This is a genomic window from Aeromonas sp. QDB39 (assembly GCF_027707585.1).
GTDB classification, from domain to species: domain Bacteria; phylum Pseudomonadota; class Gammaproteobacteria; order Enterobacterales; family Aeromonadaceae; genus Aeromonas; species Aeromonas hydrophila.
In genome coordinates, this window is sequence record NZ_JAPCIV010000035.1 from 1 (window position 1) to 24,013 (window position 24,013).

The window sequence follows — 24,013 nt, forward strand, 5'->3', positions numbered from 1 at the left end:
TTCATGTAGAACCTCCTGCGTTCAAGGTACGGGAAAATTCTACTTATGAGCACCCTGGTTTTTCGGGGGGATTACCAAACCATATCAGGCGGGTTGCGACTCCCGCGGGATACTGGTGACCCAGTGACGACGCCAGTGCGGCGCCTCGTAGAGATCGGGCCAGAATTCGGTCTGATGGCAGATGGTATTGCCACGCACCGTGTGGAAGGTGATGGCACGCGCCTCGACTTCACCGTCGGTGATCACCACTTCGGTCACCACCTCCCGCCCCTGCTCCAGCAGGCGAACGACATCGAAATTCCAGGGCCCGGCCGCCGGGTAGCGTCGATTGATCTCGACGAAGTTGGCCCGCCCCTCGATCCGCTCCCCCGACTGGGGCCAGTCACAGAGGAAGTCATCGCTCAGCCACCTGGAGGCCTTGACGAAATCGTTGCTCTGCATGGCCTGCCAATAGGCCTCCACCACTGCTTTTGGTTCCATGGTCTTGTTTTCCATGCCTGTCCCCTACAACCGCACCACCAACCACTCCCCCTTGCCCACCGGCACCAGCGAGGTCGCGAAGGCCGGATCCTGCTCCACCTCTGCCATCCACTCGGCCAGCTCCTCCCGATGGGAGATGGCATTGTCCACCACCAGCAGACCGCGGGGGGCCAGCAGGCGCTGGATCTCGGGCCACCAGGCCTGGTAGTGCTGGCGAGCGGAGTCGAGGAAGATGAGCGGGTAAGCGGCCGTCGGCAGGGTGGGCAACAGCGTACCGGCTTCCCCTGCCAACTGCTCAATCCAGGGTTCGAGCCCGGCCCGCTCAAAGTTGGCGGCCGCCATGGTCCGCTTGCCCTCGTCCAGCTCGATGGTGGTGACCCGGCCCCCCAGCCGTTTTACTGCCTCGGCCAGCCAGAGGGTGGAGTAACCGTTGGAGGTGCCGATCTCCAGCACCGCATCGGCCCCCCTCGTCTGTACCAGCACCGCCAGCAGCTCGCCGGTATCGCGGGTAATGTTGAGCATCTTGCTGCCACGGGACTGTTGCGCGCCGTCATTCTGCTCGCCAAACAGCTCCAACTCCCGTTTCAGTTGTTCCAGTGCCATGTCTCCTCCTTGACGGTGTAAACGAGTCGGCCCGGTGCATGGCATGGCTGGACCGCCCCTCATGTTCATCATTTTGCTGCCGGCCCGCTCGGTGGCGTATCCCCCAGCAGGTAGCGGGGACCCTCGCCCTGCCCGGCGGCCTGATCATCCGGATTGTAAAGTGCGCAGTGCTCCAGCGAGAGGCAACCGCAGCCAATGCAGGCGCCGAGCTTCTCCTTGAGCTGCTGCAGAGCCGTGATGCGCCGATCGAGCAGGCTCTGCCACTGGCCGGCAATGCCGTCCCAGTCGCGGCGATCCGGGGTGCGCCCCTCGGGCAGACCGGCCAGGGCCTCCCCTATCTCGCCCAGGCTCAACCCCATGCCCTGCGCCACCCGGATGAAGGCGATGCGGCGCAGCACATCCTGCGGATAGAGTCGCTGCCCCCCTCGCTGCGCACACTGCCAATCAGCCCCTTCTGCTCGTAGAAGCGCAGGGCGCTGGCCTTGACGCCCGAGCGCTTGGCTATCTGGCCGATGGCCAGCCATTTGCGTTCCATCGCCACGCTTGACCTCAAGTTAGCTTTAACTTGCACAATCCTGTCTCCCCTTATGAAAGGAGTCAAATGATTATGCATCATCTTCATCATCTGCTCGATGTCAATCGAGCCTTTTCCCTCAACGGACGCGGCACCACCAACCACTGCCCGATGGCATTGCACGCCCTGCACGAGATGGGCGCCAATCCCCGCCAGCTGCAGCAGTTCTTCGCACACTGGCAGGCCAACCATGCCCTGCCGGGGGGTGAACAACAGCAGGGGGATGAGGAGGAGCTGCAGTTTGTCCGGCTGCGTCAGCAGTTGGCAACACGGCTGGCCGACGAGGGGTGGCTGCCCACCTTTGCCAGCCTGTTGGAGCAGGGTCTTTCACCGGCCGGCGGCGCCTTCCATCCGCTGATCCGCTTCGCCTGCGCGCTGGAAAATGGCCATCAGGGAGAGCAGGCCGCCGCATTGGCCGCCTGGCAGTGCAGACCCTTGCGGGTGCCGGCCGGGCAGCGGGCGCCGGTGCAGGATATCGGCACTCTGCTGAGCGCGCTGGCCCAACAATGGGAAGGCGCATGCTGGCAAGGCGAGTGGATCACCAAACGACTGCGGCAGGTGACGGATGCGCCGACCTGGGCGAGCGGGTTGCCGAGCGGGGTATCATCATCGGATCTGCTGGTGCAGCTGGCCAACGCGGCCCTCGCCCTCTACTGGCAGACCGGCAATTTTACCGTGCTGCACATGGTGACCGGCAGTCGCGCCGCCGCCATCGTCGCCAGCTATCTGCCCGCGCCATGGCTCGCGCGCTGGCAGACCCTGATGTGGCAGGCGGTGGCGGCCGCCTATGTCACGGTCGGCGCGCCGTCACTGCAGACGCCGGTCTGGCCCGATACCGGCAAGCTGTCGTGGCAAAACGTGCTGGCCCGGGCAGTGGCGAGCCTCGACGATCATGTGATCAAGCTGGTGCATTGCTGCTGGCGAGAGGGACTCGCCAGGCCTTTGCTGGCAGACCGTTATCTGGCGGTGGCCGCCCGCGCGGCAGGCCTGCTGGCGCCTCACACCGGGCCGGATGCCATCTAGGTAGTACACAGGGGCTGCCCTAGGAGGCGGGCAGCCGGGTGAAGTGAATGACGGGGCAGCGGGGAGCCACGCCCCGGGTCAGGGTCAGCGGCTGGGCGCGGTAGCTCAGTTGGTAGCGGCCGGGGTGGGAGAGATCGTAGACCAGGGTCAGATCCGCGTCGGCCTGGCTCTGCTGACCGGCCCCCAGCAAGAAGAAATCCTCGGCGCCCGGGTTGCCCCGCTTGGCCAGCGGGCCCTTGTAGGGTATCGGCCGATCATCGAGGGTGAGTTCGATGGCATCGGCAAACCAGCCTTCGAACGGCGTGAACCAGCTCAGCACCTCGAGCGGCCCCTCCCCCCGGTTGGTCAGGGTCATCACCAGCGGCAGCGGCTCGTTGACCCGGCTTTGTGCCTTGACCGACAGATCGCACTGCAGGGGGGCCAGCGCCAGGGTGGTGAGCAAGAGTGTCATCATGGTCGCTCCTTCCTGTGACAAACGACATGGACAAGAAGGGGCCTTGCGGCCCCCGGTCGGCAAATCAGTTTTCGCTCGGCGTATTCTCGGCGAAGTACTCGTGGTTGTCGGCGTTGTTGAGCGCCTTGACCGGATCCGTCTTCGCCAGGTTGCGGGCATTGGCCTGACCGTAACCCAGATCGTCGGTGCCCGCCACCACGTTGAAGTGGCTCAGCTCGTGGACGATGGTGCCGGCACGGGAATCGGTCCCGCTGACCGGTGCGGTCCAGAAGCTCTTGCACAGGTAGACCTTGTAGGGCTGATCCGGATAGACATAGGCAAAGTAGCTCTGCTTGCAACCGCAGTCGAAGGTGAGCGGCTTGTTGTCGATGGCATCCTTGATCTTGCTGAAGTGGGTCTCGGCCTGATCCCAGCGCGATGCATCATAGGCGCCAAACCAGCTGCGATAACGCTGGCCTTCCGGCTTGTCCACCGCCAGGTAGCTGCTGGAGTTGTTGGTGATGCCGCTGGCCGCATCGAGCGCCGCCAGGATGTCGCTCTTCTGGGTGTTGGTGCAGCGGCCGCTGAAGCTGACCGAGGCGGTCACCGCCTGCGGCTCGGCCAGGGGGGCCGCCTTGGCCAGCACCCGCTCGTCACTCACTCCGTCCACCCACAGGGTCACCACATTGGATTCGCTCACCTGGGCCTGCTTGGCCTTGGCGGCTTTCGCCTCTTGCGGCAACGTCGGCAGCAGGTAGCGGATGCTGTACTGGCCCTGGGCACTCATGTCGTAGAGACCGGAGACCTCGGCCTGCACCGTCAGGCTCTGGCCGGCCTTGAGCAGCTGGAAGTCCTTGTCGGTCGGGGCTGCCCGCTTGATCAGGGCCCCCTCGTAGCTGACCGGCTGGCCGTCCCGCTCCACCAGGAACAGGGGGGCATCTTCGCTGCCCGGCAATTGCCATTTGAGCAGGCGGACCGGCTTGTCCCCACTGTTGGTCAGGGTCAGGTTGACGCGCACGTCGTCACTGTTGCCATCCACCAGGGTGAGCTGGGCGTCGAGCCCTGCGGCGCAGAGCGGGGAGGCCAGCACGCCGGCCAGCAACAGGGCAATGGGAGTCGCTTTCATCATGTTTCCTCATTCATTGAGTGTCGCCTTGTCAGGCGGTTTGCTTCCTTCAAGGCCCTCTTTGGGGCCCACTCACCCTAGAGCAGTTTTTTTCCGCGACCATCCCACCATATGGGGGACGCCCCCCAGGATAGGGGGAATGCCCAATGTCCCCGCTTGCTGCGACAAGAGTCGCGCCGCCCTCCCCCTTTCCCCTGCCTGCCACCCCGCCCGCGCGCTCATAAAAAACCCCGGCACCGGGCCGGGGTCTCAGACAAATGGAACACTCCCTGTTCAGGGGCCCACCAGCAGCGCCAGCGCCGGTTGTGCATTGTCCGGCACCAGCCGGTAAGCCTTGTGGTGCTTGACCAGGGTGGTTTTCTTGTTGCCCTGGCTCAGCAGCAGGCGGTGGGCAAAGGCCGCCCGTGCCAGCCGGGCCTCGTCGCCGCGCACATAGAGGGTGAGCGGCTTGATAAGCTCACCCGCCTCGATGTGGCCCTGATACTCGCTGGCGCTGATGATGAGGCTCGGCTGACCGCCCGATTGCAGACGCAGCTTGGCGCTCACCTCGCTGTCGGTAATCACTAACCAACCCTCGGCCACGAGCTCGGCCAACAGGGCGGCCAGCCGGCTGCCGAGCCCGGTCGGCTCGGCCATGGCCCGCTCATACTGGCTCATGATCCGCTCAAGCAGCCCCTTGAGATCGGCGCCGGCCCCCAGGGTGCGGCCAAGCTGCACCCAATCCTTCAAATCCTCCATCACCAGCCGGGAGAAACGCTTCTCCTTGAGGGAGTCGGCCATCCAGGTACAGAGAAAATGGCTCTCTTGCGCCGGGGTACGCTTGCCAGCCTTCTGCTCGGCAGTGCGGGCCAGTTCGGCCAGACTCTGGCTGGCCATCTCGAACAGGGCCTGATTGTAGGTTGGAGAGGTCATAAGCAATCCTTGAGTCGACCACCAGGGGTCAACACCGATGACAGAGATGGCAAAGGCGCCAGTGGCGCCTTTGCGGTTCAATAGAGCGGCCTGCGCGCCTTATTTCGGCTGGCGCGGCTTTTTGGCGGCAGCCAGGCGCTTGAGGCGCTGGCCCTGCAGCTTGGCCTCAGCCATGGCCTGGGCGGCGGCGTTGTCTTCCCGCTGCGGGCGCTTGCCAAAGCGACGACGCTCCTGCAGTTGCTTGATCAGCTCGTCGCGGCTGCTCACCTCGTAGCCCGGCACCATGATGCGGCGGATCTTCTGACCGATCAGCGCCTCGATCTCCAGCAGGGTGCGCTCTTCCTCGCGGCTGACGAAGGAGATGGCCATGCCGCTCTTGCCGGCGCGGCCGGTACGGCCGATGCGGTGCACATAGTCTTCCGCCAGGAACGGCAGATCATAGTTGACCACGTACTCGAGATCCGGGATATCCAGGCCACGGGCGGCCACTTCAGTGGCCACCAGCACCCGCAGCTTGCCCTCGGTGAACTCGCGCAGGGCGCGGCGACGGCTGCCCTGAGCCTTGTCGCCGTGCACCACGGCCGACTTGATGCCGTCGAGGTTCAGCTCGGCCACCAGCTCGTCGCAGCTCTCGCGGGTACTGGCAAACACCAGCACCTGCGGCCAGTTCTGCTTGCCGATGAGCTCGGAGAGCAGCTCGCGCTTGCGCTTCTGCTCCACCGGATAGACGGTGTGGCTGACGGTATCGGCGGTGGAGTTCTGCTTGTTGACGCTCACTATCTGGGGCTTGTCCAGCATCAGGTTGGCCAGCTTTTTCACCGCCTCGGAGAAGGTGGCGGAGAACAGCAGGTTCTGACGGGTCTTGTTGACCGCTTGCAGGATCTGCTGCACATCGGCACTGAAGCCCATGTCGAGGATGCGGTCTGCTTCATCCAGCACCAGGCACTCGACACCGGAGAGGCTCAGGTTGCAGGCGGTGAGGTGCTCCAGCAGCCGGCCCGGGGTCGCCACTATGATGTGAGCGCCCGCTTTCAGTTTTCTGGCCTGCACATCCTGCTTGCCACCGCCGTAGATGGTGAGGGTGGTGATATCCAGATGCTTGGCGAAGTCATTGATGTTGCTCGCCACCTGGGCCGCCAGCTCGCGGGTCGGGGTCAGGATCAGCACCCGGGCGTTGGAAGGCTGCACCGGCGTCGGATTGTCCACCAGCCGCTGCAGGATGGGCAGGGCAAAGGCGGCGGTCTTGCCGGTACCGGTCTGGGCGCTGGCCAGCACGTCACGACCGCGGCGAATGGCCGGGATCGCCTGCTGCTGCACAGGGGTCATCTCCTGATAACCGCACTCTGAGATGGCGCGCAAAATCTCGGGGGCAAAATCGAACGATTCAAATCTCATAATGGGTTCCTGTGTTCCAGCTGGACTGTGGCTGGCTTGGTTAGCTCGGCATGAGCGAAAAGTCGGTGCAGACCACCGACGGCTGTGCCTGACATCAAGTCAGAGAGTGGCCGGAAAATGGCGGGCGCGAAGTGTAACAGATAGATGGCGCAAATTCTGCCTCAAATACGCGCCCTTTTCATGGGGCCAGGGCCGCCTTGCTGGCAAGGCGAACACGCCCCGCCAGCAGCCCTTCACGTCCATGCGGGAGCTCAGCCACCTCGACCATTCTGGGCCAGGAAGTCTCTTTGGAACAGGCACATGCGAATGGCGGTGCGGTATTGGCCATCGATGAAGAACTCCTCTTTGAGCTCCCCCTCCGGCTCGAAGCCCAGCTCCTGATAGATGTGGATCGCCCGGGCGTTGTCCCGATCGACGATGAGATAGAGCTTGTGCAGGTTGAGCACGTTGAAGCCGTACTTCATCGCCTTCAAGGTGGCGGTCTTGGCATAGCCCTTCCCCTGATGGGCGGGGGCGATGATGATCTGGAATTCGGCGCGGCGATGGATGCTGCGGATGTCCACCAGCTCCACCAGCCCCACGTTGTCCCCCGCCACTTCGAGGATGAAACGGCGCTCGTGCTGGTCGTGGATGTGCTTGTCATAGAGCTGGGCCAGTTCCATGTACGCCTCGTAAGGCTCCTCGAACCAGTAGCGCATGATGCTGGCGTTGTTGTTGAGTTGATGGACGAACTTGAGATCCTCGCGCTCGAGGGGGCGAAGGGTCAAGGTGTCATGGGATGACATAAGGTACCTGCTTGCAGAGTGAAGGGGCGCCGGCCAGCCAGGGGAGGCGGCGCCATGAAGAATGATAGCAACAGACGGCGGGGCCCGTGCCCCGGCCGGTCAGCGAATGCGGTTGGTCGGGCGCTTGAGCAGCCGGATGGCGATGGCGGCCATGGCGATGACGAACAGACCGAGGGAGGTCACCAGCAGGCACTTGGTCAGCAGCTCGTGATACTGGGCAAACACCGGGGCCGCCATCACCGCCTTGCCCACCAGGCTCAGCACCAGGGCCCAGAGGAAGGCGCTGGCAAAACTGGCGATCATCACCCGCGGCAGGTGCAGCCGCGAGACCCCCATCAGCATGGGCGTCAGCACCCGCACGAAGGGCACGAAACGGGAGGAGAACATGGCCCAGAAGCCGTAGTTGTGCAGCAGGCGGGAGGCCCGCGGCAGGCTGCCGTCCGGGATCATCCGCTCCACGTGGCCCATGAAGGCGGTGCCGTGCAGCGCCTGCCCCTGCACATAGGCGATCAGGCTGCCAAGCCCCGCCGCCAGCGGCATGTAGAGCAGCGTCACCTCGGGGCCGAGCACCCCCATCCCCACCAGCCCGCCGGCCAGCAGCACCAGGCTGTCGCCGGGCAGGGGCAGAAACACGAAACTCGATTCGAGAAAAAGGATCACCACCAGGCAGGTGACGAGCAGGCCCACCGCCTGCATCTGGATCAATTGGTCAAAGTCCTGTTGCCATATGGCAAGCAGCATGTCCTGCATCTGGTGACTCCCATCAACTTCGTGAGCATCCATCCTGGGCGGCCTGACGGCCTCCGGTGCGGCAGACCCTCCCTGTCGCCAACCCCTTTTCTCCCTGAGGGTGGCCCGTTATACACCCGGCCAAGTGAACAAGAAATTAATACAGGTCATGGATAGGGGAGATAATAGGCCAAGGCCAGCAAAAAAATCGGGCCCGCTCCGGCTGGAGGGGCCCAGACAGGAACACGGCGTCAACTGCGCTTGAGGCGCTGCAGCTTGGTGAGGGTGAGCAGGGTCTGGGCCGAGAGATCGCACACCGACAGCACGAAGGCGAGTTCGTCGGGATGCCATACCTCGCTCAGCTTGGCACGCTCGGCAATGATGAAGCCGAGCAGTTCATCCCCCTGCTTGAGGGGGGCCATCAAGATGGTGCCGGAGAGCCCCTCCAGCCCGAGCTGGGCCAGCATGGCGCCAAAGCGCGTCAGATCGTAGGGCTCGCGCAGGATGAGGCAGGGCTCATGCTCGGGCTTGGAGACCTCGTAGCGCCCCTGGATCAAGGCATAGGGCAGGTGAAAACCCTGCTGGTGATGGAGCTTGGGCAAAAAGAACAGATCCTGGCAGTACATGCTCTGCTTGTCTTCGGCACTGAACCAGACACTGGCCCGCGCCGCGCCGGTACCGGAGCAGATCGCCTCGTTGATGTGGCGCGCCGCCTGACCCGGATCCTCGCCGCTCAGCAGATCGCTCTTGGCCAGATGAATGAGGGCGCCGTGCTGCAGTTTCTGGCGGGCTTCGCTGTCGAGCTGGCGCTGACGCAGGCTGTCCAGATGATCGAGCATTCGATTGCAGTCGATGGCCACCTGGGAGATCTCGTCGTTGCCCTCCACCAGCAGCCGGCGCACCGCGCCGTCGTCGCCGATGAGCCGCAGATTGGCGCTCAGCCGCTGCAGACGGGCGGCGATATAGCCGTTGAGGATCAGCAGCACCAGGGCCCCGAACAGCAAGGTCCCCAGGCTCAGCAGCCAGAAGATGTGACGCTCGATGGCCTTGCCCTCCAGCATCAGATCCCGTGGCAGGGTGAAACGGAAGATGAGCGGGGAGTCCTCCTGCAGGGTATCGATCTGGGCCAGGGTGAGCAGTCGCTCCTCCTGCGGCAGGATCAGGCTGTCGTTGGCCCTGAGCCGGGCCAGGGTGGTGACTCCCAGGCTGGTAGCCAGCTGCTGCGGGCTCAAAAAGGAGAGCGAGAGATTGGTGCGCTTTTGCAACTGATGGACCAGCCGGGTGGTGAAGGCCTTGAGCAGCAACAGGGTGCCGCGACTCGGCCCCTCCCCCTCGCTGGTCAGGATCTGGGTGGCGGCCAGCAGGTAGTAACGCTCACCGTCAAACCAGATGCCGGCATTGGGCTTGAGGCTGCCGTAGCGCACCAGATAATCGGTCAGAGGCGCCAGCTGGGCCGGGGTCTGCGTCACCAGCTGGCCACCATGATAGGCAAACGCCGCCTGCGGCTGCTTGTCGGCATCATAGAGCGCTACCAGATCCACCCCCAGGGTCTCGAAGGTGCGCACGTTGAGATTGGCCGCCAGATAGGCCGGATCGCGACTCACCATGTAGGCGTAGGTCTCGTCCCACTCGGACCAGTCCTGCCCCAGCATGGTGAGCTGGCCAAGCTCGGCCTGCACCACGGCCCGGACCCGCTCGCGGTTGCGCTCCACGCTCATGCGCTCCAGCTCGCCAAACTTGTTGCCGACCACATAATGAAGGCCGACATAGCCGACCCCCAGCAACAGCAGCAGCGTCAGCACTATGGTCAGCGTAATCTTGCGGCTGATCTTCATCTTTACCCACACTCCCGAACAGGTGACCCATTGAGTTTAATGGATTTTGCCTCTGCGCCTCTCCCTTGCGCGAAAAACCTCGCCAGGGCGACCAACCTGCACTGCCATGGCGTGAATGGGCAAAAATGGCGTCATCCGGCTCACGATGGGGCTGCCAAGCGAACAAAAAATCGCTACAGTGTAACCGTGCCTCATCGGAAGAGGCTTCACGGGATCCCGGCATGCTCACACCTCTCCCCCTTCCACTGCGCCCCGCCCTGCTGCTTGGCCTGCTGTGCAGCTGCCAGGCCATGGCCGACGACGACTCGCGGGTGCAGCAGCGCGCCAACGCCGTGGTGTCGCTGATGACCTTCACCGTGGTGCCCGACATCACCGCCAGCAACATCAACATCGGCAGCGGTACCAATCAATCCTCGGCCCTCAACATGACCCAGATCGGCGGCGGCGCCACCATGAGCGAGAGCGTCCCGATTTATCTGGAAGGAACCCTGGGGTTCAGCCGCTACGATCCCCAGTTCGTGGTCAGCAACGGCAGCGAGAGCCGCACCGTTCCCACCAAGTGGAACAGCCTGACCGCCACCGGCGGGATCGGCTGGGACATAGGGCTGCACCGGGACAGCCACGGCGGCAACTGGGTGCTGCGCCCCATCGGCAACGTCACCCTCGGCACGGTGGCGAGCGATCTGCGCATCGGCAACTGGCTGCTGGGCCAGTACACCGGCAAGAACCTCGATTTTCTCGATGGCGGTCGGCTCGATGTCTACGGCCTCGGCGGCGCCATGATGCTGGACTACGAGCTGTTTTCCCCCGGCCAGGACATCGACGCCGAGCTGCGCTACTCCTATCAGCACCTGCAGAGCTTTGGCGGCACCGCCGCCAGTGTGACCGGCCAGGCCAACGCCGAGAACCTCGGCCTCTATCTGCGCCGGCGCGCCCCCATAGGCAATCTGACGCTGCTGGGCAAACCCGTGCGCTATGTGATGGAGGGAGCCCGCACCGAATACCTGGGCGAGCAGCGCGGCCTGCTCGGCTTCAACTCCCTCAACTCCCTCGGCCTCGGGGTGGAGCTCGACAGCAGCAAGTACGATATCTTCGTCACCCGCACCCGGCTGGTGGCCCGCTATATGTTCAGCCACAACACCAGCGGCTACGGCGTAGGGCTGGCGATGAGCTTCTAGGCCACACCCTGCGGCGCCTTCCCTCTCTGGCATTGGCACAAAAAGAGTGATGCGCCGCTCAGTTGGTGCAAGCGGTCACACATTCCTTCTGGTCAACTCGCTACAGTAGCTCACTTCGGCACCCCATTTTCCAGATGGCGCCAATCCTGTGGTGCCAAACCAGGCTCACACCATAAGAGTGCCCCGTCGCCAGGGAGAGGTTTCGGGAGCGAGGAGAGATGACATGGACGTTACCGCCCTGATGGCCGTTCTGCTGAACCAGCTCTGGTTTCTGCTGCCACTGTTTTTGCTGGCCACCATCGCCAAGAGCCCCTGGTTCAAGGGCATGCTCGGGGAGTGGCTGCTCAATCTCAGCATCCGGCTCTTTCTCGATCGGCAGGAATATCATCTGCTTAGCAATGTCACCTTGCCGCTCGAGCAGGGCAGCACCCAGATCGATCAGGTGATCATCTCCCGCTTCGGCGTATTCGTGATAGAAACCAAAAACATGAAGGGGTGGATCTTCGGCGATCCCAAACACAAGCGCTGGACCCAGCAGCTGTTTCGACACCGGCACGGCTTTCAAAACCCGTTGCATCAAAACTATCTGCACCTGATGACCCTCAAATCCCTGCTGGGGCTGGCGGATCACCAGTTGCATTCCATCGTCTATTTTATTGGCGACTGCACCTTCAAGACCCCCATGCCGGAGAACGTCATGCGTCGCGGACTGGTCAGCTATATCAAGAGTAAGAGCACTCCCGTCTTGAGCACCGCCGACGTTGATCGGATTGTCGATACCATTCAGCAAGGCCGCTTGACCGCCAGTTGGCAAACCCACCGGCAGCATGTCACCCAGCTCAAGGCACGCCATGCCGACTCATCCGCCAACCATATGTCCACCCGCGCACCTGTCAGGCAATCCGTTGCAAACCCACCCTCACAGAGCGTATCGCCAGCGGACAATCCACCCCCGCTCTGCCCCAGATGTGGCAGCACCATGGTATTGCGCACCGCAACTCGTGGGGAAAACAAGGGCAATCAGTTTTGGGGATGCAGCGGATTTCCAAAATGCAGGGGCGTGACTTTGTTACACAGTCAGTCCCCTTAATCGGAGAACACTATCTCGAATCATTAAACGGACCAGAGTCATTGAAACTGTGCAGGGGATTTATTTTATATTTACCCCCTATCGCCGCTTTAAAACCCCTTGGTCTAGATACATCAGCACATTTATGGAGCAATAACATGCAAGTATTTCTAGATAAATTAATGGCTCGTTTGCACAGCCGATATACAACTATTTTTTCTCACTACTACCCTGCACATGGATCTACCGGCTTCACCGAACGGAATCTCACCAACAACTTTGTTTCTGCGCTTGAAAGCCTCTATCCCGGCTCATGCTTCTCATGGTTTGAGGCCCCAATAAGCCTCACGGAAAAGAAACATATGGACGCCGTAGTTTTCACGGAAACGGAGCTATTTCTTATTGAGGCTAAGCGCTTTACGGCACCTCAATCAAAAACCAATAGCGTCAGGAATGATGTTGAACGAATGCAGTCCAATGAAGCACTCCTGTTGCTTGAAAAGGGGCTGATTAACCCAATACAGCGCCAGCGTTATGCCGTAGTGCTCGCTGATGTCTGGACAGAAACTAAAGGCAAACAGGATATCTTTGATACTTGGCCAGCCTGCCTAAATAGCGGTCCATTTCTATATAGTAAAACACTGGAGTTTTCTGATCTTCCTGTCGAAGGAGAGTGGAAAAACAATTACAAGATACTGGTTGCGGTTAAACAGTTAACTTGACGCCATGATATCTACATAAAACAAAGGCGGCCCATTGGCCGCCTTTGTTATTGTAGTTACAGCGACCCCAGCCGCTTCAGGCAGGTTTGCTGGCGCCACTGCACCCGCTTGGCAAACCAGGCGGTGGTGAGGTTGCGGGTGATCTTGGGGCTCTTGAGAGAGATGCCCGGCAGCACGGCGCGGGGCAGCCGGCTGCCCGCCTTGCGGTCGGCCAGCACGAAAACTCTGTGGTAGAGATCGCTTTGGGCAAACTCGCTGGTGTCGCCGAGCTTCAGGCTCTGGTGGATGGCCTGCTGGCTCATGCTGAGCTGGCCGGCGATGGTATGTACCGCCAGCTCGGTCTTGCCCGGCAGCTCGGAGTCGTAGCGAATGAGATCCCCATCCAGCGCCAGCGGCTTGCCGCTCAACCGGCTCACCGCCGCCTGGAAGGCTGCGTTGCGGCTGGCGTACCAGCCGGCATTGAAGTCGGCATAGCGGTAGAGGTGATCCGGATACTGGGCCGGGTAGTTGAGCAGGTGGCGGGTGCCGAACCAGATGCCACCACGGCGACTGAACACCTCGTGGCGAATGGACTCCTTGATCGGATAGGGATAGCCATCGGTATTGGCCTCGGCAAAGGCGATGCTCACCTGCATGGGGCCGCCGGTGCGTACCGGGTTCATGTTGCCAAACAGGGTCTTGCCCATGGGCACCTCCCCTATCATGTCCTCGAAGATCTCGCTCATCTCCCGCTCGGTGCGCAACTTGTCGATACGCTCGGCGTAAGTTTTGCCGGTAGGCGAGTTGATGGAGAGCGCGGTGCGCACCACGAACTCGGGGATCAGCAGCTTACTGGCGCGGGCGTTGATCTCCTTCCAGGCGATCTTGCCAAGGCCCGGCACCACGGGGTCGGCCTGAAAGGTGGACTCCTGCTCCGCCACCGCCAGCACGGAGCAGACGTTCTCGTCGGTCACCGCCAGATCCTGTTTGGCGAGAGCGGTGACGATATCCTGGGCCCAGCCGTTGCGATCCACGGTGCGGGCCGGCAGCAGCCGCACGATGCGCGACTGCATGCTGGCGGGCGCCCGGGGGACCTGGGCCTTGGGCAGCGGGGCGGGCTTGGCGATGGCCGGCCCGGTGACGGCGGCGCTGCCAGGCTTGCTGGCATCGCCCTGACTGACGGGTTCACTGGCACAGGCGGCCAGCAGCAAGGTGGCCAGCAGCGGGGCCAGATAATGACGACAGACGATGAGATGAGACATGAATGCTTCCCGGTGGATGAGGCGTCCCGGCACCCGCAAAGGGTATCCGGACGCAGACAGGCAGGGCATTGTAGAGGATTGAGACGGGGAGCAGAAGCCATCAATGACAAGGGCCCCCGCCTGCGTGGCGAGGGCCCCCAAGGGTCGAGACGGCGCCGGGATCAGGCGCTCTGGCGCAGCGCCTCTATCTGGGCGGCGCCATTGATCACCGCCTGCAGGGAGGCACTGACCACATCGCGGCCGATGGCCACCCCGCAGGTGCGGGTCCCGTCGACGCTCAGCAGCACGTAGGCGGCGGCGCGGGACTCGGTGCCGGCGCTTAAGGCATGCTCGGAGTAATCCAGCACGTCGATATGCATCCCGGTCTGGCGCTGCCAGCCGTTGACCAGCGCCGTGATGGCCCCCTCCCCTTCACCACTCAATTGCAGCGAGCCGGTCGGGGTCTGCAGCTCGAGGCGCAGGCTCTCCTGGCTGTCGCGACCGAGTTGGAAGCGACCGATGCGATAGCCGTGGGCGGGCTCGAGATAGTGGCGCTCGAACAGGGTGCGGATCTGCTCCGGGCTTATCTCGCTGCTGCAAGCCTCAGCCTGTGCCTGTACCCGGCGGCTGAAGTCGATTTGCAGCCAGCGCGGCAGTTGCAGACCAAGGTCGCGCTCCAGCAGGTAGGTGACGCCGCCCTTGCCGGACTGGCTGTTGATGCGGATCACCGCCTCGTAGCTGCGACCGAGATCGGCAGGGTCGATGGGCAGGTAAGCCACGTCCCAGTAGTGATCCGGCTTCTCCGCCGCCAGGGATTTGCGGATGGCATCCTGGTGGCTGCCGGAAAACGCCGTGTAGACCAGCTCGCCAGCATAGGGGTGGCGCGGGTGCAGGGCAATCTGGGTACAGGCGCCCACGGTGGCGACGATGGCATCCATGTCCGCCAGGTTGAGTTCAGGGTCGATCCCCTGGCTGTAGAGGTTCATGGCCATGGTGACGATGTCCATGTTGCCGGTGCGCTCGCCGTTGCCGAGCAGAGTGCCCTCGATGCGATCCGCCCCCGCCAGCACCGCCAGCTCGGCGGCGGCCACCCCGCAGCCCCGATCGTTGTGGGTGTGAATGGAGAGGCTCACCTCGGGGCGCGCCTTGAGGTGGCGGCAGAACCACTCCACCTGATCGGCAAACACGTTGGGGGTGCTCACCTCCACGGTGGCGGGCAGGTTCAGGATCATCGGGCGGGCAGCCGGGCGCCACTCATCGATGACGGCGTCACACACCTCGACGGCGAACTCCACCTCGGTGCTGCTGAAACTCTCCGGCGAGTACTGAAAACTCCACTCGGTGCCCGGATTGCGGGCCGCGTACTCCCGTACCCAGCGCGCCCCCTGCACGGCGATGGCCTTAACCCCTTCGCGCCCTGAGTTGAACACATAGTTGCGCTGGGTCGGGTTGACCGAGTTGTAGACGTGGACGATGGCCCGCTTGGCCCCCTTGAGGGCCTCGAAGGTGCGGGCAATCAGATCTTCGCGCGCCTGCACCAGCACCTGGATGGTGACATCGTCCGGAATGAGGTTGCGGTCGATAAGCTCGCGCACGAAGTCGAAATCGGGCTGGGAAGCGGCCGGAAAGCCCACCTCGATGTGCTTGAAGCCGATGTGCACCATCAGCGCCCACATCTGCAGCTTCTGCGCCACCGTCATCGGCTCGACCAGCGCCTGGTTGCCGTCGCGCAGATCCACCGCGCACCAGAGCGGTGCCCGCTCCAGCACCCGGTTGGGCCACTGGCGATCCGCCAGATTGATGACGGGGGCACGGCGGTATTTGCGATGATCGAAGCTCATATTCTGATTCCCTTGGCAGATGTCCTGGCGGTACGGCTGGGCTGATTGACGGGGACAAGGAGGGGAAGCGGGCTGGCGCGGTAACGCTGGCCCTGGCCGGTCGTGCGGCGGTAGCCCCACGTCCGGTTTCCTGTGGCCCCTTCCGGTAAGTGGGGGCCGGCCGCACAACCCGATAAGGCTGCGGGCCCGATCTGCTCGCCCCTGCGTTGGCAGGCGCAGACGACCTGGGTCGATAAATCCTGTGACGAGAAACCAGTATAAAGAGGCGACGCGGGCGAGAGATTGCAAAGAAGGCTGTCAAATACATCTATCGCGCAATCATTGCGACACTTTCTGCTGCACAGTGGTGAATATCACCCAGAGCCTGTTGCTCGGTGACGCCCGTGGCCATGACAGCCCAATCTCTTTTCCAATAAAAAACCCCGCCATCGCTGGCGGGGTTTTATCGGGTCACAAAGGAGGCGTCCCTCCTTCATCACGCGGTCTTAGCGGCTTTTCAGCTGGCTCTCGACCTTCTGGTGCAGCTCCTGCACCGAGTTGACGTTGGCGGTGGCATCCACGCTGATGGCCATGCAGGTGGCAAAGGCGGCATGCAGCGTGGTGGTGTAGGCCACCTTGTGCTGCAGGGCGCCGCGACGCAGTTGCTTGGAATCCTGGATGGCCTGGCGACCCTCGGCGGTGTTGACGATGTAGGTGTACTCGCCATTCTTGATGCGATCCAGAATGTGCGGACGGCCCTCGTGCACCTTGTTCACCAGGCGCGGGTTGATGCTCGCCTCCCCCAGAGTCACGGCGGTGCCGTGGGTGGCGTCGAGGTCATAGCCCAGCTCCAGCAGCTTGGCGGCCAGGTTCACCACCCGCTCCTTGTCGCTGTGGCGAACGGAGAGCAGGGCGCGCCCTTCGCGCGGCACCTGGTGACCGGCCCCAAGCTGCGCCTTGGCATAGGCCTCGGCAAAGCTGCTGCCCACCCCCATCACTTCACCAGTGGAGCGCATTTCCGGCCCCAGCAGCGGATCCACGCCCGGGAACTTGGCGAACGGTAGTACCACTTCCTTCACCGAGTAGTAGGGCGGGATGATCTCCTGGGTAAAGCCCTGTTCCTTCAGGCTCTGACCGGCCATCACGCGGGCGGCGATCTTGGCCAGCGGCGCGCCGGTGGCCTTGGAGACGAACGGCACGGTACGGGCAGCACGGGGGTTCACCTCGATGAGGTAAATTTCGTTGTCTTTCACCGCGAACTGCACGTTCATCAGACCAACCACGCCAAGCTCCAGCGCCAGTTTGCGCACCTGCTCGCGCATCTCGTCCTGAATGGCCTTGGACAAGGTGTAGGGCGGCAGGGAGCAGGCGGAATCACCGGAGTGGATACCGGCCTGTTCGATGTGCTCCATGATGCCGCCGATGACCACGTCCACGCCGTCGCAGATGGCGTCCACGTCCACCTCGGTGGCATCGTCCAGGAAGCGGTCCAGCAGTACCGGCGACTCGTTGGAGACGCTCACCGCCTCGGCGAAGTAGCGGCGCAGGTCCTGCTCGTCATAGACGATCTCCATGGCGCGGCCACCCAGCACGTAGGAGGGGCGTACCACCAGCGGGTAGGTGATGCGCTCGGCGGTCAACACCGCCTGCTCCAGCGCGGTGACGGTGCCGTTTTCCGGCTGCTTGAGGCCCAGGCGCTCAACGGCGGACTGGAAGCGCTCGCGGTCTTCGGCGCGGTCGATGGCATCCGGGCTGGTGCCGATGACCGGCACGCCGTTGGCTTCCAGGGCGCGAGCCAGCTTGAGCGGAGTCTGGCCACCGTACTGGACGATGACGCCCTTGGGCTGCTCGACGCGCACGATTTCCAGCACGTCTTCCAGAGTGACCGGTTCGAAGTAGAGACGGTCGGAGGTGTCGTAGTCGGTGGAGACGGTTTCCGGGTTGCAGTTGACCATGATGGTCTCGTAACCGTCTTCGCGCAGGGCCAGCGCCGCGTGTACGCAGCAGTAGTCAAACTCGATGCCCTGACCGATGCGGTTCGGGCCGCCACCGATGACCATGATCTTGTCGCGGTTGGTGGGGTTGGCCTCGCACTCCTCGTCATAGCTGGAGTACATGTAGGCGGTGTTGGTGGCAAACTCGGCGGCGCAGGTATCGACCCGCTTGTAGACCGGGAAGATGTTGTGGCGGGCACGCAGCTTGCGCACTTCCCCTTCGGCCACGCCGAGGATCTTGGCCAGACGGGCGTCGGCAAAGCCCTTGCGCTTGAGGGCGCGCAGGAAGTCGGCATCGAGGCCGGCCATGCCGCGCTCTTTCACCTGCTCTTCGAGTTTGACCAGCTCTTCAATCTGCACCAGGAACCAGGGGTCAATCTTGGTCAGCTTGAACACGCCGTCCATGGAGAGGCCGGCACGGAAGGCGTCGGCGATGTAGAAGATACGCTCGGCGCCGGCATCCTGCAGCTCGTGACGGATACGGGTCAGGGAGTCAGGAGCGTTCAGGTCAACCATGGGGTCGAAGCCGGTCTTGCCGGTCTCGAGGCCGCGCAGCGCCTTGTGCAGGGACTCCTGGAAGTTGCGGCCGATGGCCATCACTTCCCCGACGGACTTCATCTGGGTGGTCAGACGGTCGTTGGCGCCGGCGAACTTCTCGAAGTTGAAGCGCGGTACCTTGGTGACCACGTAGTCGATGGCCGGCTCGAAGGAGGCCGGGGTGCGACCGCCGGTGATGTCGTTCATCAGCTCGTCCAAGGTGTAACCGATGGCGAGCTTGGCGGCGATCTTGGCGATGGGGAAGCCGGTCGCCTTGGAGGCGAGCGCAGAGGAGCGCGACACCCGCGGGTTCATTTCGATGATGACCATACGGCCATCTTTCGGGTTGATGCCGAACTGGACGTTGGAGCCACCGGTCTCGACGCCGATCTCGCGCAGCACCGCCATGGAGGCGTTGCGCATCAGCTGGTACTCCTTGTCGGTCAGCGTCTGGGCTGGCGCGACCGTGATGGAGTCACCGGTGTGAATGCCCATGGGGTCGAAGTTCTCGATGGCGCAGACGATGATGCAGTTGTCGTTGCGATCCCGTACCACCTCCATCTCGTACTCTTTCCAGCCGATCAGCGACTCGTCGATGAGCAGCTCCTTGGTCGGCGACAAGTCCAGACCGCGCTCGCAGATCTCGACGAACTCTTCCGGGTTGTAGGCGATGCCGCCGCCGGAGCCACCCATGGTAAAGGAGGGACGGATGATGCAGGGGAAGCCCACCATCTGTTGCACGCCCCAGGCCTCTTCCATGTTGTGGGCGATGCCGGCACGCGGGCACTCCAGACCAATGCTGCGCATCGCTTTGTCAAAGCGGGAGCGATCTTCAGCCTTGTCGATGGCATCGGCAGTGGCGCCGATCATTTCCACACCGAACTCGGCCAGCACGCCGTGTTTTTCCAGATCCAGCGCGCAGTTCAGCGCAGTCTGGCCACCCATGGTGGGCAGGATGGCGTCCGGGCGCTCTTTCTTGATGATCTCGCGCACCACTTCCCAGGTGATGGGCTCGATGTAGGTGGCGTCGGCCATCTCCGGGTCGGTCATGATGGTGGCCGGGTTGGAGTTCACCAGAATGACGCGGTAGCCCTCCTCGCGCAGGGCCTTGCAGGCCTGGGCGCCGGAGTAGTCGAATTCGCAGGCCTGGCCGATGACGATGGGGCCGGCGCCGAGGATCAGGATGCTCTGTAGGTCGTTACGTTTTGGCATGGCTTCTCTTTTCCTCTTAAGCGCGATACTGCTTGATCAATTCAATAAAGTGGTCGAACAGACCGGCACAGTCGTGCGGACCCGGGCTCGCTTCGGGGTGACCCTGGAAGCTGAAGGCCGGCCGGTCGGTGCGATGGATGCCCTGCAGTGACCCGTCGAACAGGGAGACGTGGGTCGCGCGCAGGCAAGCCGGCAGGGTCTGCTCGTCCACCGCAAAACCGTGGTTCTGGGCGGTGATCATGACGGTGTTGTCGTCCAGGCTCTTCACCGGGTGGTTGGCACCGTGGTGGCCGAACTTCATCTTGATGGTCTTGGCGCCGGAGGCCAGACCCAGCAGCTGGTGACCCAGGCAGATGCCGAACACCGGGATATTGGTCTTGAGGAAGGCCTCGATGGCCTCGATGGCGTAGTCGCACGGCTCGGGGTCACCGGGGCCGTTGGAGAGGAAGATGCCATCGGGGTTCAGCGCCAGTACCTCGGCAGCCGGGGTCTTGGCCGGCACCACGGTCAGGCGGCAGCCACGGTCCACCAGCATGCGCAGGATGTTGCGCTTGACGCCAAAGTCATAGGCTACCACGTGGTATTTGAGCTGGTCGGCAGCCGGGGTGACGTGCCCCTTGCCGAGCTGCCAGCTCCCTTCGGTCCAGTTGTACGCCTCGCCAATCGTGACCTCTTTGGCCAGGTCCATCCCCTTCAGACCGGGGAAGGCACGGGCCTGTTCGAGGGCATAGGCTTCATCTATCTGCTTGCCCGCCAGGATGCAGCCGGCCTGGGCGCCTTTCTCGCGCAGGATGCGGGTCAGTTTGCGGGTGTCGATGTCGGCGATGCCAACGATGTTGTGAGACTTGAGGTATTCGGAGAGGGATTGCTGATTGCGGAAATTGGAGGCAAGTATCGGAAGGTCCCGGATGATCAATCCCTGCGCGTGGATTTGACTGGACTCTTCATCTTCGCTGTTGGTGCCGGTGTTGCCTATATGGGGGTAAGTGAGGGTGACTATCTGACGGGAATAAGAGGGATCGGTGAGGATTTCCTGATAGCCCGTCATCGACGTATTGAAAACCACTTCACCAACGGAACATCCCTCGGCGCCTATCGACACGCCTTTGAACACAGTTCCATCTTCCAGCACTAGCAATGCAGTGTGATTCAAGACAACCTCCAGTTATTTAGCTTTAAATTCAGCAATTTACCTGGGTGTTGCGGGCTCGGTTCCGGCCTTGGACAGGACTCGAACCCGGCAGATTTCTGGCAAATTGGGCGCATTCTACTTAAAAACGATCGCATTTCAACGTCTTTTCTCATCTGAAATGCATCTAAATTCAATAAACAAGCAACATTACCCATTATCTATGCACTCAATCGCTTTGCAACCCCCACCCTGAAAAGAAAAGGCAAAAGTTGCTGCCAATCCAGACCAAGAGGCCACCATTGATACAAAAACCAATTTTTAATCCTTAAAAAACAATGTAATGAAGTTTCATATAAAAAATCTCAACGCCTGCAAGCAGCTTTTTTAGGGAGGATGAGTGGCCTTGAAAAATGTAAAACGTTTTTCTGTGTTTGAATTTTTAGTCTGTTTTGATGGATGTAAAAAAATGCCCTTGCAGGGGCTATTGAGGCCCAATTTCGTTACCAGCCGATGACATTTGTGCAATGGCAGATCCGGCGCAGCAGCAGAGAAGAAGGGTTTATGCCACTTCGCATTAAAATCGCTGCGTAATCGCCATTTATACAAAATCACCAATAAAAAACCCCGCATGAGCGGGGTTTTTAGCAGACGAACGGGCCGGGCAGCCCCTTCGGGCGCACCACGGGGACCTGGGTGTCAGCTGATCTGATTACTTGAGGCCGAGCACGTCCTGCATGTCATAGAGGCCGGCACCCTGCCCCTTGAGCCACTTGCTGGCGCGCACTGCACCGTTGGCGAAGGTGAGGCGGCTGGAGGCCTTGTGGCTGATCTCCACCCGCTCGCCGATGTCGGCGAACATGACGGTGTGATCCCCCACCAGATCGCCGGCGCGAATGGTGGCAAAGCCGATGGTGTTGCGATCCCGCTCGCCGGTGATCCCCTCGCGGCCGTAGACGGCGCACTCTTTCAAGTCACGTCCGAGCGTCTTGGCCACCACCTCGCCCATGGAGAGCGCGGTGCCGGACGGGGCATCCACCTTGTGTCTGTGGTGCCCCTCGATGATCTCGATGTCGGTGTAATCCCCCATCACCTTGGCGGCCTGCTCCAGCAGCTTGAACACCAGGTTGACGCCGACCGAGTAGTTGGAGGCGAAGACGATGCCGATCTCGCCGGCGGCGGCCTTGAGCGCCGCCTTGCCCGCGTCGTCAAAGCCGGTGGTGCCGATCACCATCTGCTTGTGGTGGGCCCGGGCGAAGGCCAGGTTGGCCAGGGTCACCTCGGGGCGGGTGAAGTCGATGATGAGATCAAACTCGTCCCGTACCTTGTCCAGGCTGTCGCTGATGATGACGCCGAGCCGACCCAGCCCGTTGAGTTCACCGGCATCCAGCCCGATCACGGCGGAGCCCGGTCGCTCCAGCGCCGCCCCGACCACCACGCCCTCGGCATGGCTGATCGCCTCCAGCAGCACCTTGCCCATACGACCATTACAGCCCATCACGGCCACACGGATCGGATTGTCCATCTCCACCCTCTCATCTCTATTAAGGAAAGAGACCGTTTTACCAGCCTGCGCCCGCTTTGAAAAGCCCGCCGTGGCTGCCGTTAGTCGCCCGAAAATTCAACAACATACCTCTTTAAATCCGAATATTTGACGGATTTAATCAATTAAGCAAAATCATCAGACAAAAAGCAGTATCCATCTGGACGGCTATCTTGACCCGGCGGGCACGACTCACTACTGTAGACGCCCCATAGCGGCAGGATGCCCGCCACGCTCACCCCACTGCGGGCTGGCTGAGACAGGGAGGTCATGTTCAACCATCGAGGAACACATGATCCAGACTCAACCCAGCGCCAGAGCCCTGCTGCCTCTGCTGGTCTTTCTTGCTCTCTTTATCGGTACCGGCACCTGGCTGACCCTGCAAGGGGTCGAGTTTGCCTTCTATCAGCTGCCCGCCCCCGTCGCCGCCCTCCCCGCCGTCATGCTGGCGCTGGTGCTGGGCAAGGAGGGGTTCAACAAGAACCTCGAGACCTTCTTCAAGGGGGTCGGTGACAGCAACATCATGGCGATGTGCCTCATCTATCTGCTGGCGGGTGCCTTCGCCACGGTGGCCAAGGCCACCGGCGGGGTGGATGCCACGGTCGCGCTCGGCCTCTCCCTCATCCCCGGCTGGTTCCTGCTGCCGGGGCTGTTCCTCATCTCCGCCTTCATCGCCACCGCCATGGGCACCTCCATGGGGACCATTGGCGCCGTGGCACCGGTGGCGCTCGGCGTGGCCCAGGCTGCCGGCATCGATCCGGTGCTGATGGCCGGCACCATCCTCTCCGGCGCCATGTTTGGTGACAACCTCTCCATCATCTCCGACACCACCATTGCGGCCACCCGCAGCCAGGGCTGCGAGATGAAGGACAAGTTTCGCGAGAACTTCAAGATTGCCGCCCCGGCCGCCATCGGGGTGATCCTGCTCTATCTGACCCTGGGGTCGGTCGGGGATGCCCCCGCCACCGAGGCCCATGTCGAGCTGCTCAAGGTGATGCCCTACCTGCTGATCCTGGTGCTGGCCCTCTCCGGCATGAACGTCTTCATGGTGCTGGGGCTCGGCATTCTGGCGGCCGGCGGGGTCGGCCTGCTGGGAGATTACCCCCTCGGCCAGTTCAGCAAGGACATCTATCAGGGCTTCACCGGCATGCAGGAGATCTTCCTGCTCTCCATGCTGATCGGTGGCCTCGGCGCCCTGATGGAGCGCCAGGGGGGGCTGGCCTGGATAAGCGCCCGCATCAGCGCCCTCATCGCCCGCTTCACCCGTCAGCATGACGGCGAGCAGAACGAGAAGGCGGCCGAGCTCGGCATCGCCGGGGTGGTGAGCCTCACCAACCTCTGCACCGCCAACAACACGGTGGCCATCATAGTCGCCAGCAAGGTGGCCAAGGAGCTGGCGGATCACCACGGGGTCACCCCGCGCCGCGCCGCCTCCATGCTCGACATCTTCTCCTGCGTGGTGCAGGGGCTCATCCCCTGGGGCGCCCAGGCACTGCTGCTGGGCTCCATCTTCGCCCTCTCGCCACTGGCGGTGGTGAGCATGAGCTTCTACCCCATGGCGCTGGCGCTGGCCGCCCTGGTGGCGGTGTTCGTCAAACACCAGATGCGCAAAGCCGCCCACGCCTGATAGTGCGGCCGCCGGGTCCCCGAGGATCCGGCGGCCGAGCCACGCTGTTCAACCCGGCGCGGCCTTG

19 protein-coding genes and 1 pseudogene are annotated in these 24,013 nt (G+C 62.5%); 5 read left to right on the forward strand and 15 right to left on the reverse strand.

Annotated features, from left to right (window positions below):
* Positions 1-84: 84 nt before the first annotated feature.
* The 3 genes and pseudogenes from PG899_RS18580 to soxR form a co-directional block, all read right to left on the reverse strand.
* A complete protein-coding gene (locus PG899_RS18580; RefSeq protein ID WP_016351173.1) occupies positions 85-495 on the reverse strand; it encodes a nuclear transport factor 2 family protein in 411 nt (136 codons plus the stop codon).
* 9 nt (positions 496-504) lie between these two features.
* On the reverse strand, positions 505-1,083 hold the full coding sequence (locus tag PG899_RS18585; RefSeq protein ID WP_190284082.1) for an O-methyltransferase: 579 nt from the start codon (positions 1,081-1,083) through the stop codon (positions 505-507).
* Positions 1,084-1,151: 68 nt separating this feature from the next.
* A pseudogene (gene soxR, locus PG899_RS18590) lies at positions 1,152-1,618 on the reverse strand (redox-sensitive transcriptional activator SoxR).
* 66 nt (positions 1,619-1,684) lie between these two features.
* On the opposite strand from soxR, the gene PG899_RS18600 reads away from it, so the two are divergent.
* Positions 1,685-2,680 (forward strand): questin oxidase family protein, encoded by a 996-nt coding sequence (locus PG899_RS18600; RefSeq protein WP_190284081.1) that lies wholly within the window; start codon positions 1,685-1,687, stop codon positions 2,678-2,680.
* A 19-nt stretch (positions 2,681-2,699) separates the two neighbouring features.
* Here PG899_RS18600 and PG899_RS18605 read toward each other — a convergent pair whose 3' ends face one another.
* The 7 genes from PG899_RS18605 to PG899_RS18635 form a co-directional block, all read right to left on the reverse strand.
* Positions 2,700-3,134: a hypothetical protein gene (locus PG899_RS18605; protein ID WP_041217824.1), complete on the reverse strand. Its 435-nt coding sequence runs from the start codon at positions 3,132-3,134 to the stop codon at positions 2,700-2,702.
* A gap of 64 nt (positions 3,135-3,198) precedes the next feature.
* Complete coding sequence (locus PG899_RS18610) at positions 3,199-4,242, reverse strand: M35 family metallo-endopeptidase (RefSeq protein ID WP_167824990.1); 1,044 nt, start codon at positions 4,240-4,242, stop codon at positions 3,199-3,201.
* 270 nt (positions 4,243-4,512) lie between these two features.
* Positions 4,513-5,151 carry a DUF2913 family protein gene (locus PG899_RS18615; RefSeq protein WP_190284080.1) on the reverse strand — a complete coding sequence of 213 codons (639 nt, stop codon included), beginning with the start codon at positions 5,149-5,151 and terminating at the stop codon, positions 4,513-4,515.
* A gap of 99 nt (positions 5,152-5,250) precedes the next feature.
* On the reverse strand, positions 5,251-6,546 hold the full coding sequence (locus PG899_RS18620) for a DEAD/DEAH box helicase (RefSeq protein ID WP_190284079.1): 1,296 nt from the start codon (positions 6,544-6,546) through the stop codon (positions 5,251-5,253).
* A gap of 251 nt (positions 6,547-6,797) precedes the next feature.
* Complete coding sequence (gene speG / locus PG899_RS18625; RefSeq protein WP_016351180.1) at positions 6,798-7,331, reverse strand: spermidine N1-acetyltransferase; 534 nt, start codon at positions 7,329-7,331, stop codon at positions 6,798-6,800.
* A 99-nt stretch (positions 7,332-7,430) separates the two neighbouring features.
* Positions 7,431-8,081: a DedA family protein gene (locus PG899_RS18630; protein ID WP_011706529.1), complete on the reverse strand. Its 651-nt coding sequence runs from the start codon at positions 8,079-8,081 to the stop codon at positions 7,431-7,433.
* A 230-nt stretch (positions 8,082-8,311) separates the two neighbouring features.
* Entirely contained in the window at positions 8,312-9,895 is a 1,584-nt protein-coding gene (locus tag PG899_RS18635) for a CHASE4 domain-containing protein (protein ID WP_182859855.1), read from the reverse strand.
* A 221-nt stretch (positions 9,896-10,116) separates the two neighbouring features.
* On the opposite strand from PG899_RS18635, the gene PG899_RS18640 reads away from it, so the two are divergent.
* From PG899_RS18640 to PG899_RS18650, 3 genes are all read left to right on the forward strand, one after another.
* Complete coding sequence (locus PG899_RS18640; RefSeq protein ID WP_158197025.1) at positions 10,117-11,073, forward strand: hypothetical protein; 957 nt, start codon at positions 10,117-10,119, stop codon at positions 11,071-11,073.
* Between the two features lie 223 nt (positions 11,074-11,296).
* Positions 11,297-12,163, forward strand: a complete 867-nt coding sequence (locus PG899_RS18645; RefSeq protein ID WP_182859854.1) for a nuclease-related domain-containing protein — start codon at positions 11,297-11,299, stop codon at positions 12,161-12,163.
* A 137-nt stretch (positions 12,164-12,300) separates the two neighbouring features.
* Positions 12,301-12,864, forward strand: coding sequence for a hypothetical protein (locus PG899_RS18650; protein ID WP_158197023.1), 564 nt, complete (start codon positions 12,301-12,303; stop codon positions 12,862-12,864).
* Between the two features lie 56 nt (positions 12,865-12,920).
* On the opposite strand, the gene PG899_RS18655 is transcribed toward PG899_RS18650, so the two are convergent.
* The 5 genes from PG899_RS18655 to dapB form a co-directional block, all read right to left on the reverse strand.
* Entirely contained in the window at positions 12,921-14,174 is a 1,254-nt protein-coding gene (locus tag PG899_RS18655; RefSeq protein ID WP_405689607.1) for a DUF1615 domain-containing protein, read from the reverse strand.
* Between the two features lie 92 nt (positions 14,175-14,266).
* Positions 14,267-15,925 carry a 2-isopropylmalate synthase gene (gene leuA, locus PG899_RS18660; protein ID WP_043162931.1) on the reverse strand — a complete coding sequence of 553 codons (1,659 nt, stop codon included), beginning with the start codon at positions 15,923-15,925 and terminating at the stop codon, positions 14,267-14,269.
* Between the two features lie 485 nt (positions 15,926-16,410).
* Positions 16,411-19,647, reverse strand: coding sequence for a carbamoyl-phosphate synthase large subunit (gene carB, locus PG899_RS18665; RefSeq protein WP_158197020.1), 3,237 nt, complete (start codon positions 19,645-19,647; stop codon positions 16,411-16,413).
* Positions 19,648-19,663: 16 nt separating this feature from the next.
* Positions 19,664-20,800, reverse strand: coding sequence for a glutamine-hydrolyzing carbamoyl-phosphate synthase small subunit (gene carA, locus PG899_RS18670; protein ID WP_182859852.1), 1,137 nt, complete (start codon positions 20,798-20,800; stop codon positions 19,664-19,666).
* 688 nt (positions 20,801-21,488) lie between these two features.
* Entirely contained in the window at positions 21,489-22,301 is an 813-nt protein-coding gene (gene dapB, locus PG899_RS18675; protein ID WP_077096784.1) for a 4-hydroxy-tetrahydrodipicolinate reductase, read from the reverse strand.
* A 310-nt stretch (positions 22,302-22,611) separates the two neighbouring features.
* On the opposite strand from dapB, the gene PG899_RS18680 reads away from it, so the two are divergent.
* Complete coding sequence (locus PG899_RS18680; RefSeq protein WP_016351189.1) at positions 22,612-23,946, forward strand: Na+/H+ antiporter NhaC family protein; 1,335 nt, start codon at positions 22,612-22,614, stop codon at positions 23,944-23,946.
* The last annotated feature ends 67 nt before the right edge of the window (positions 23,947-24,013 follow it).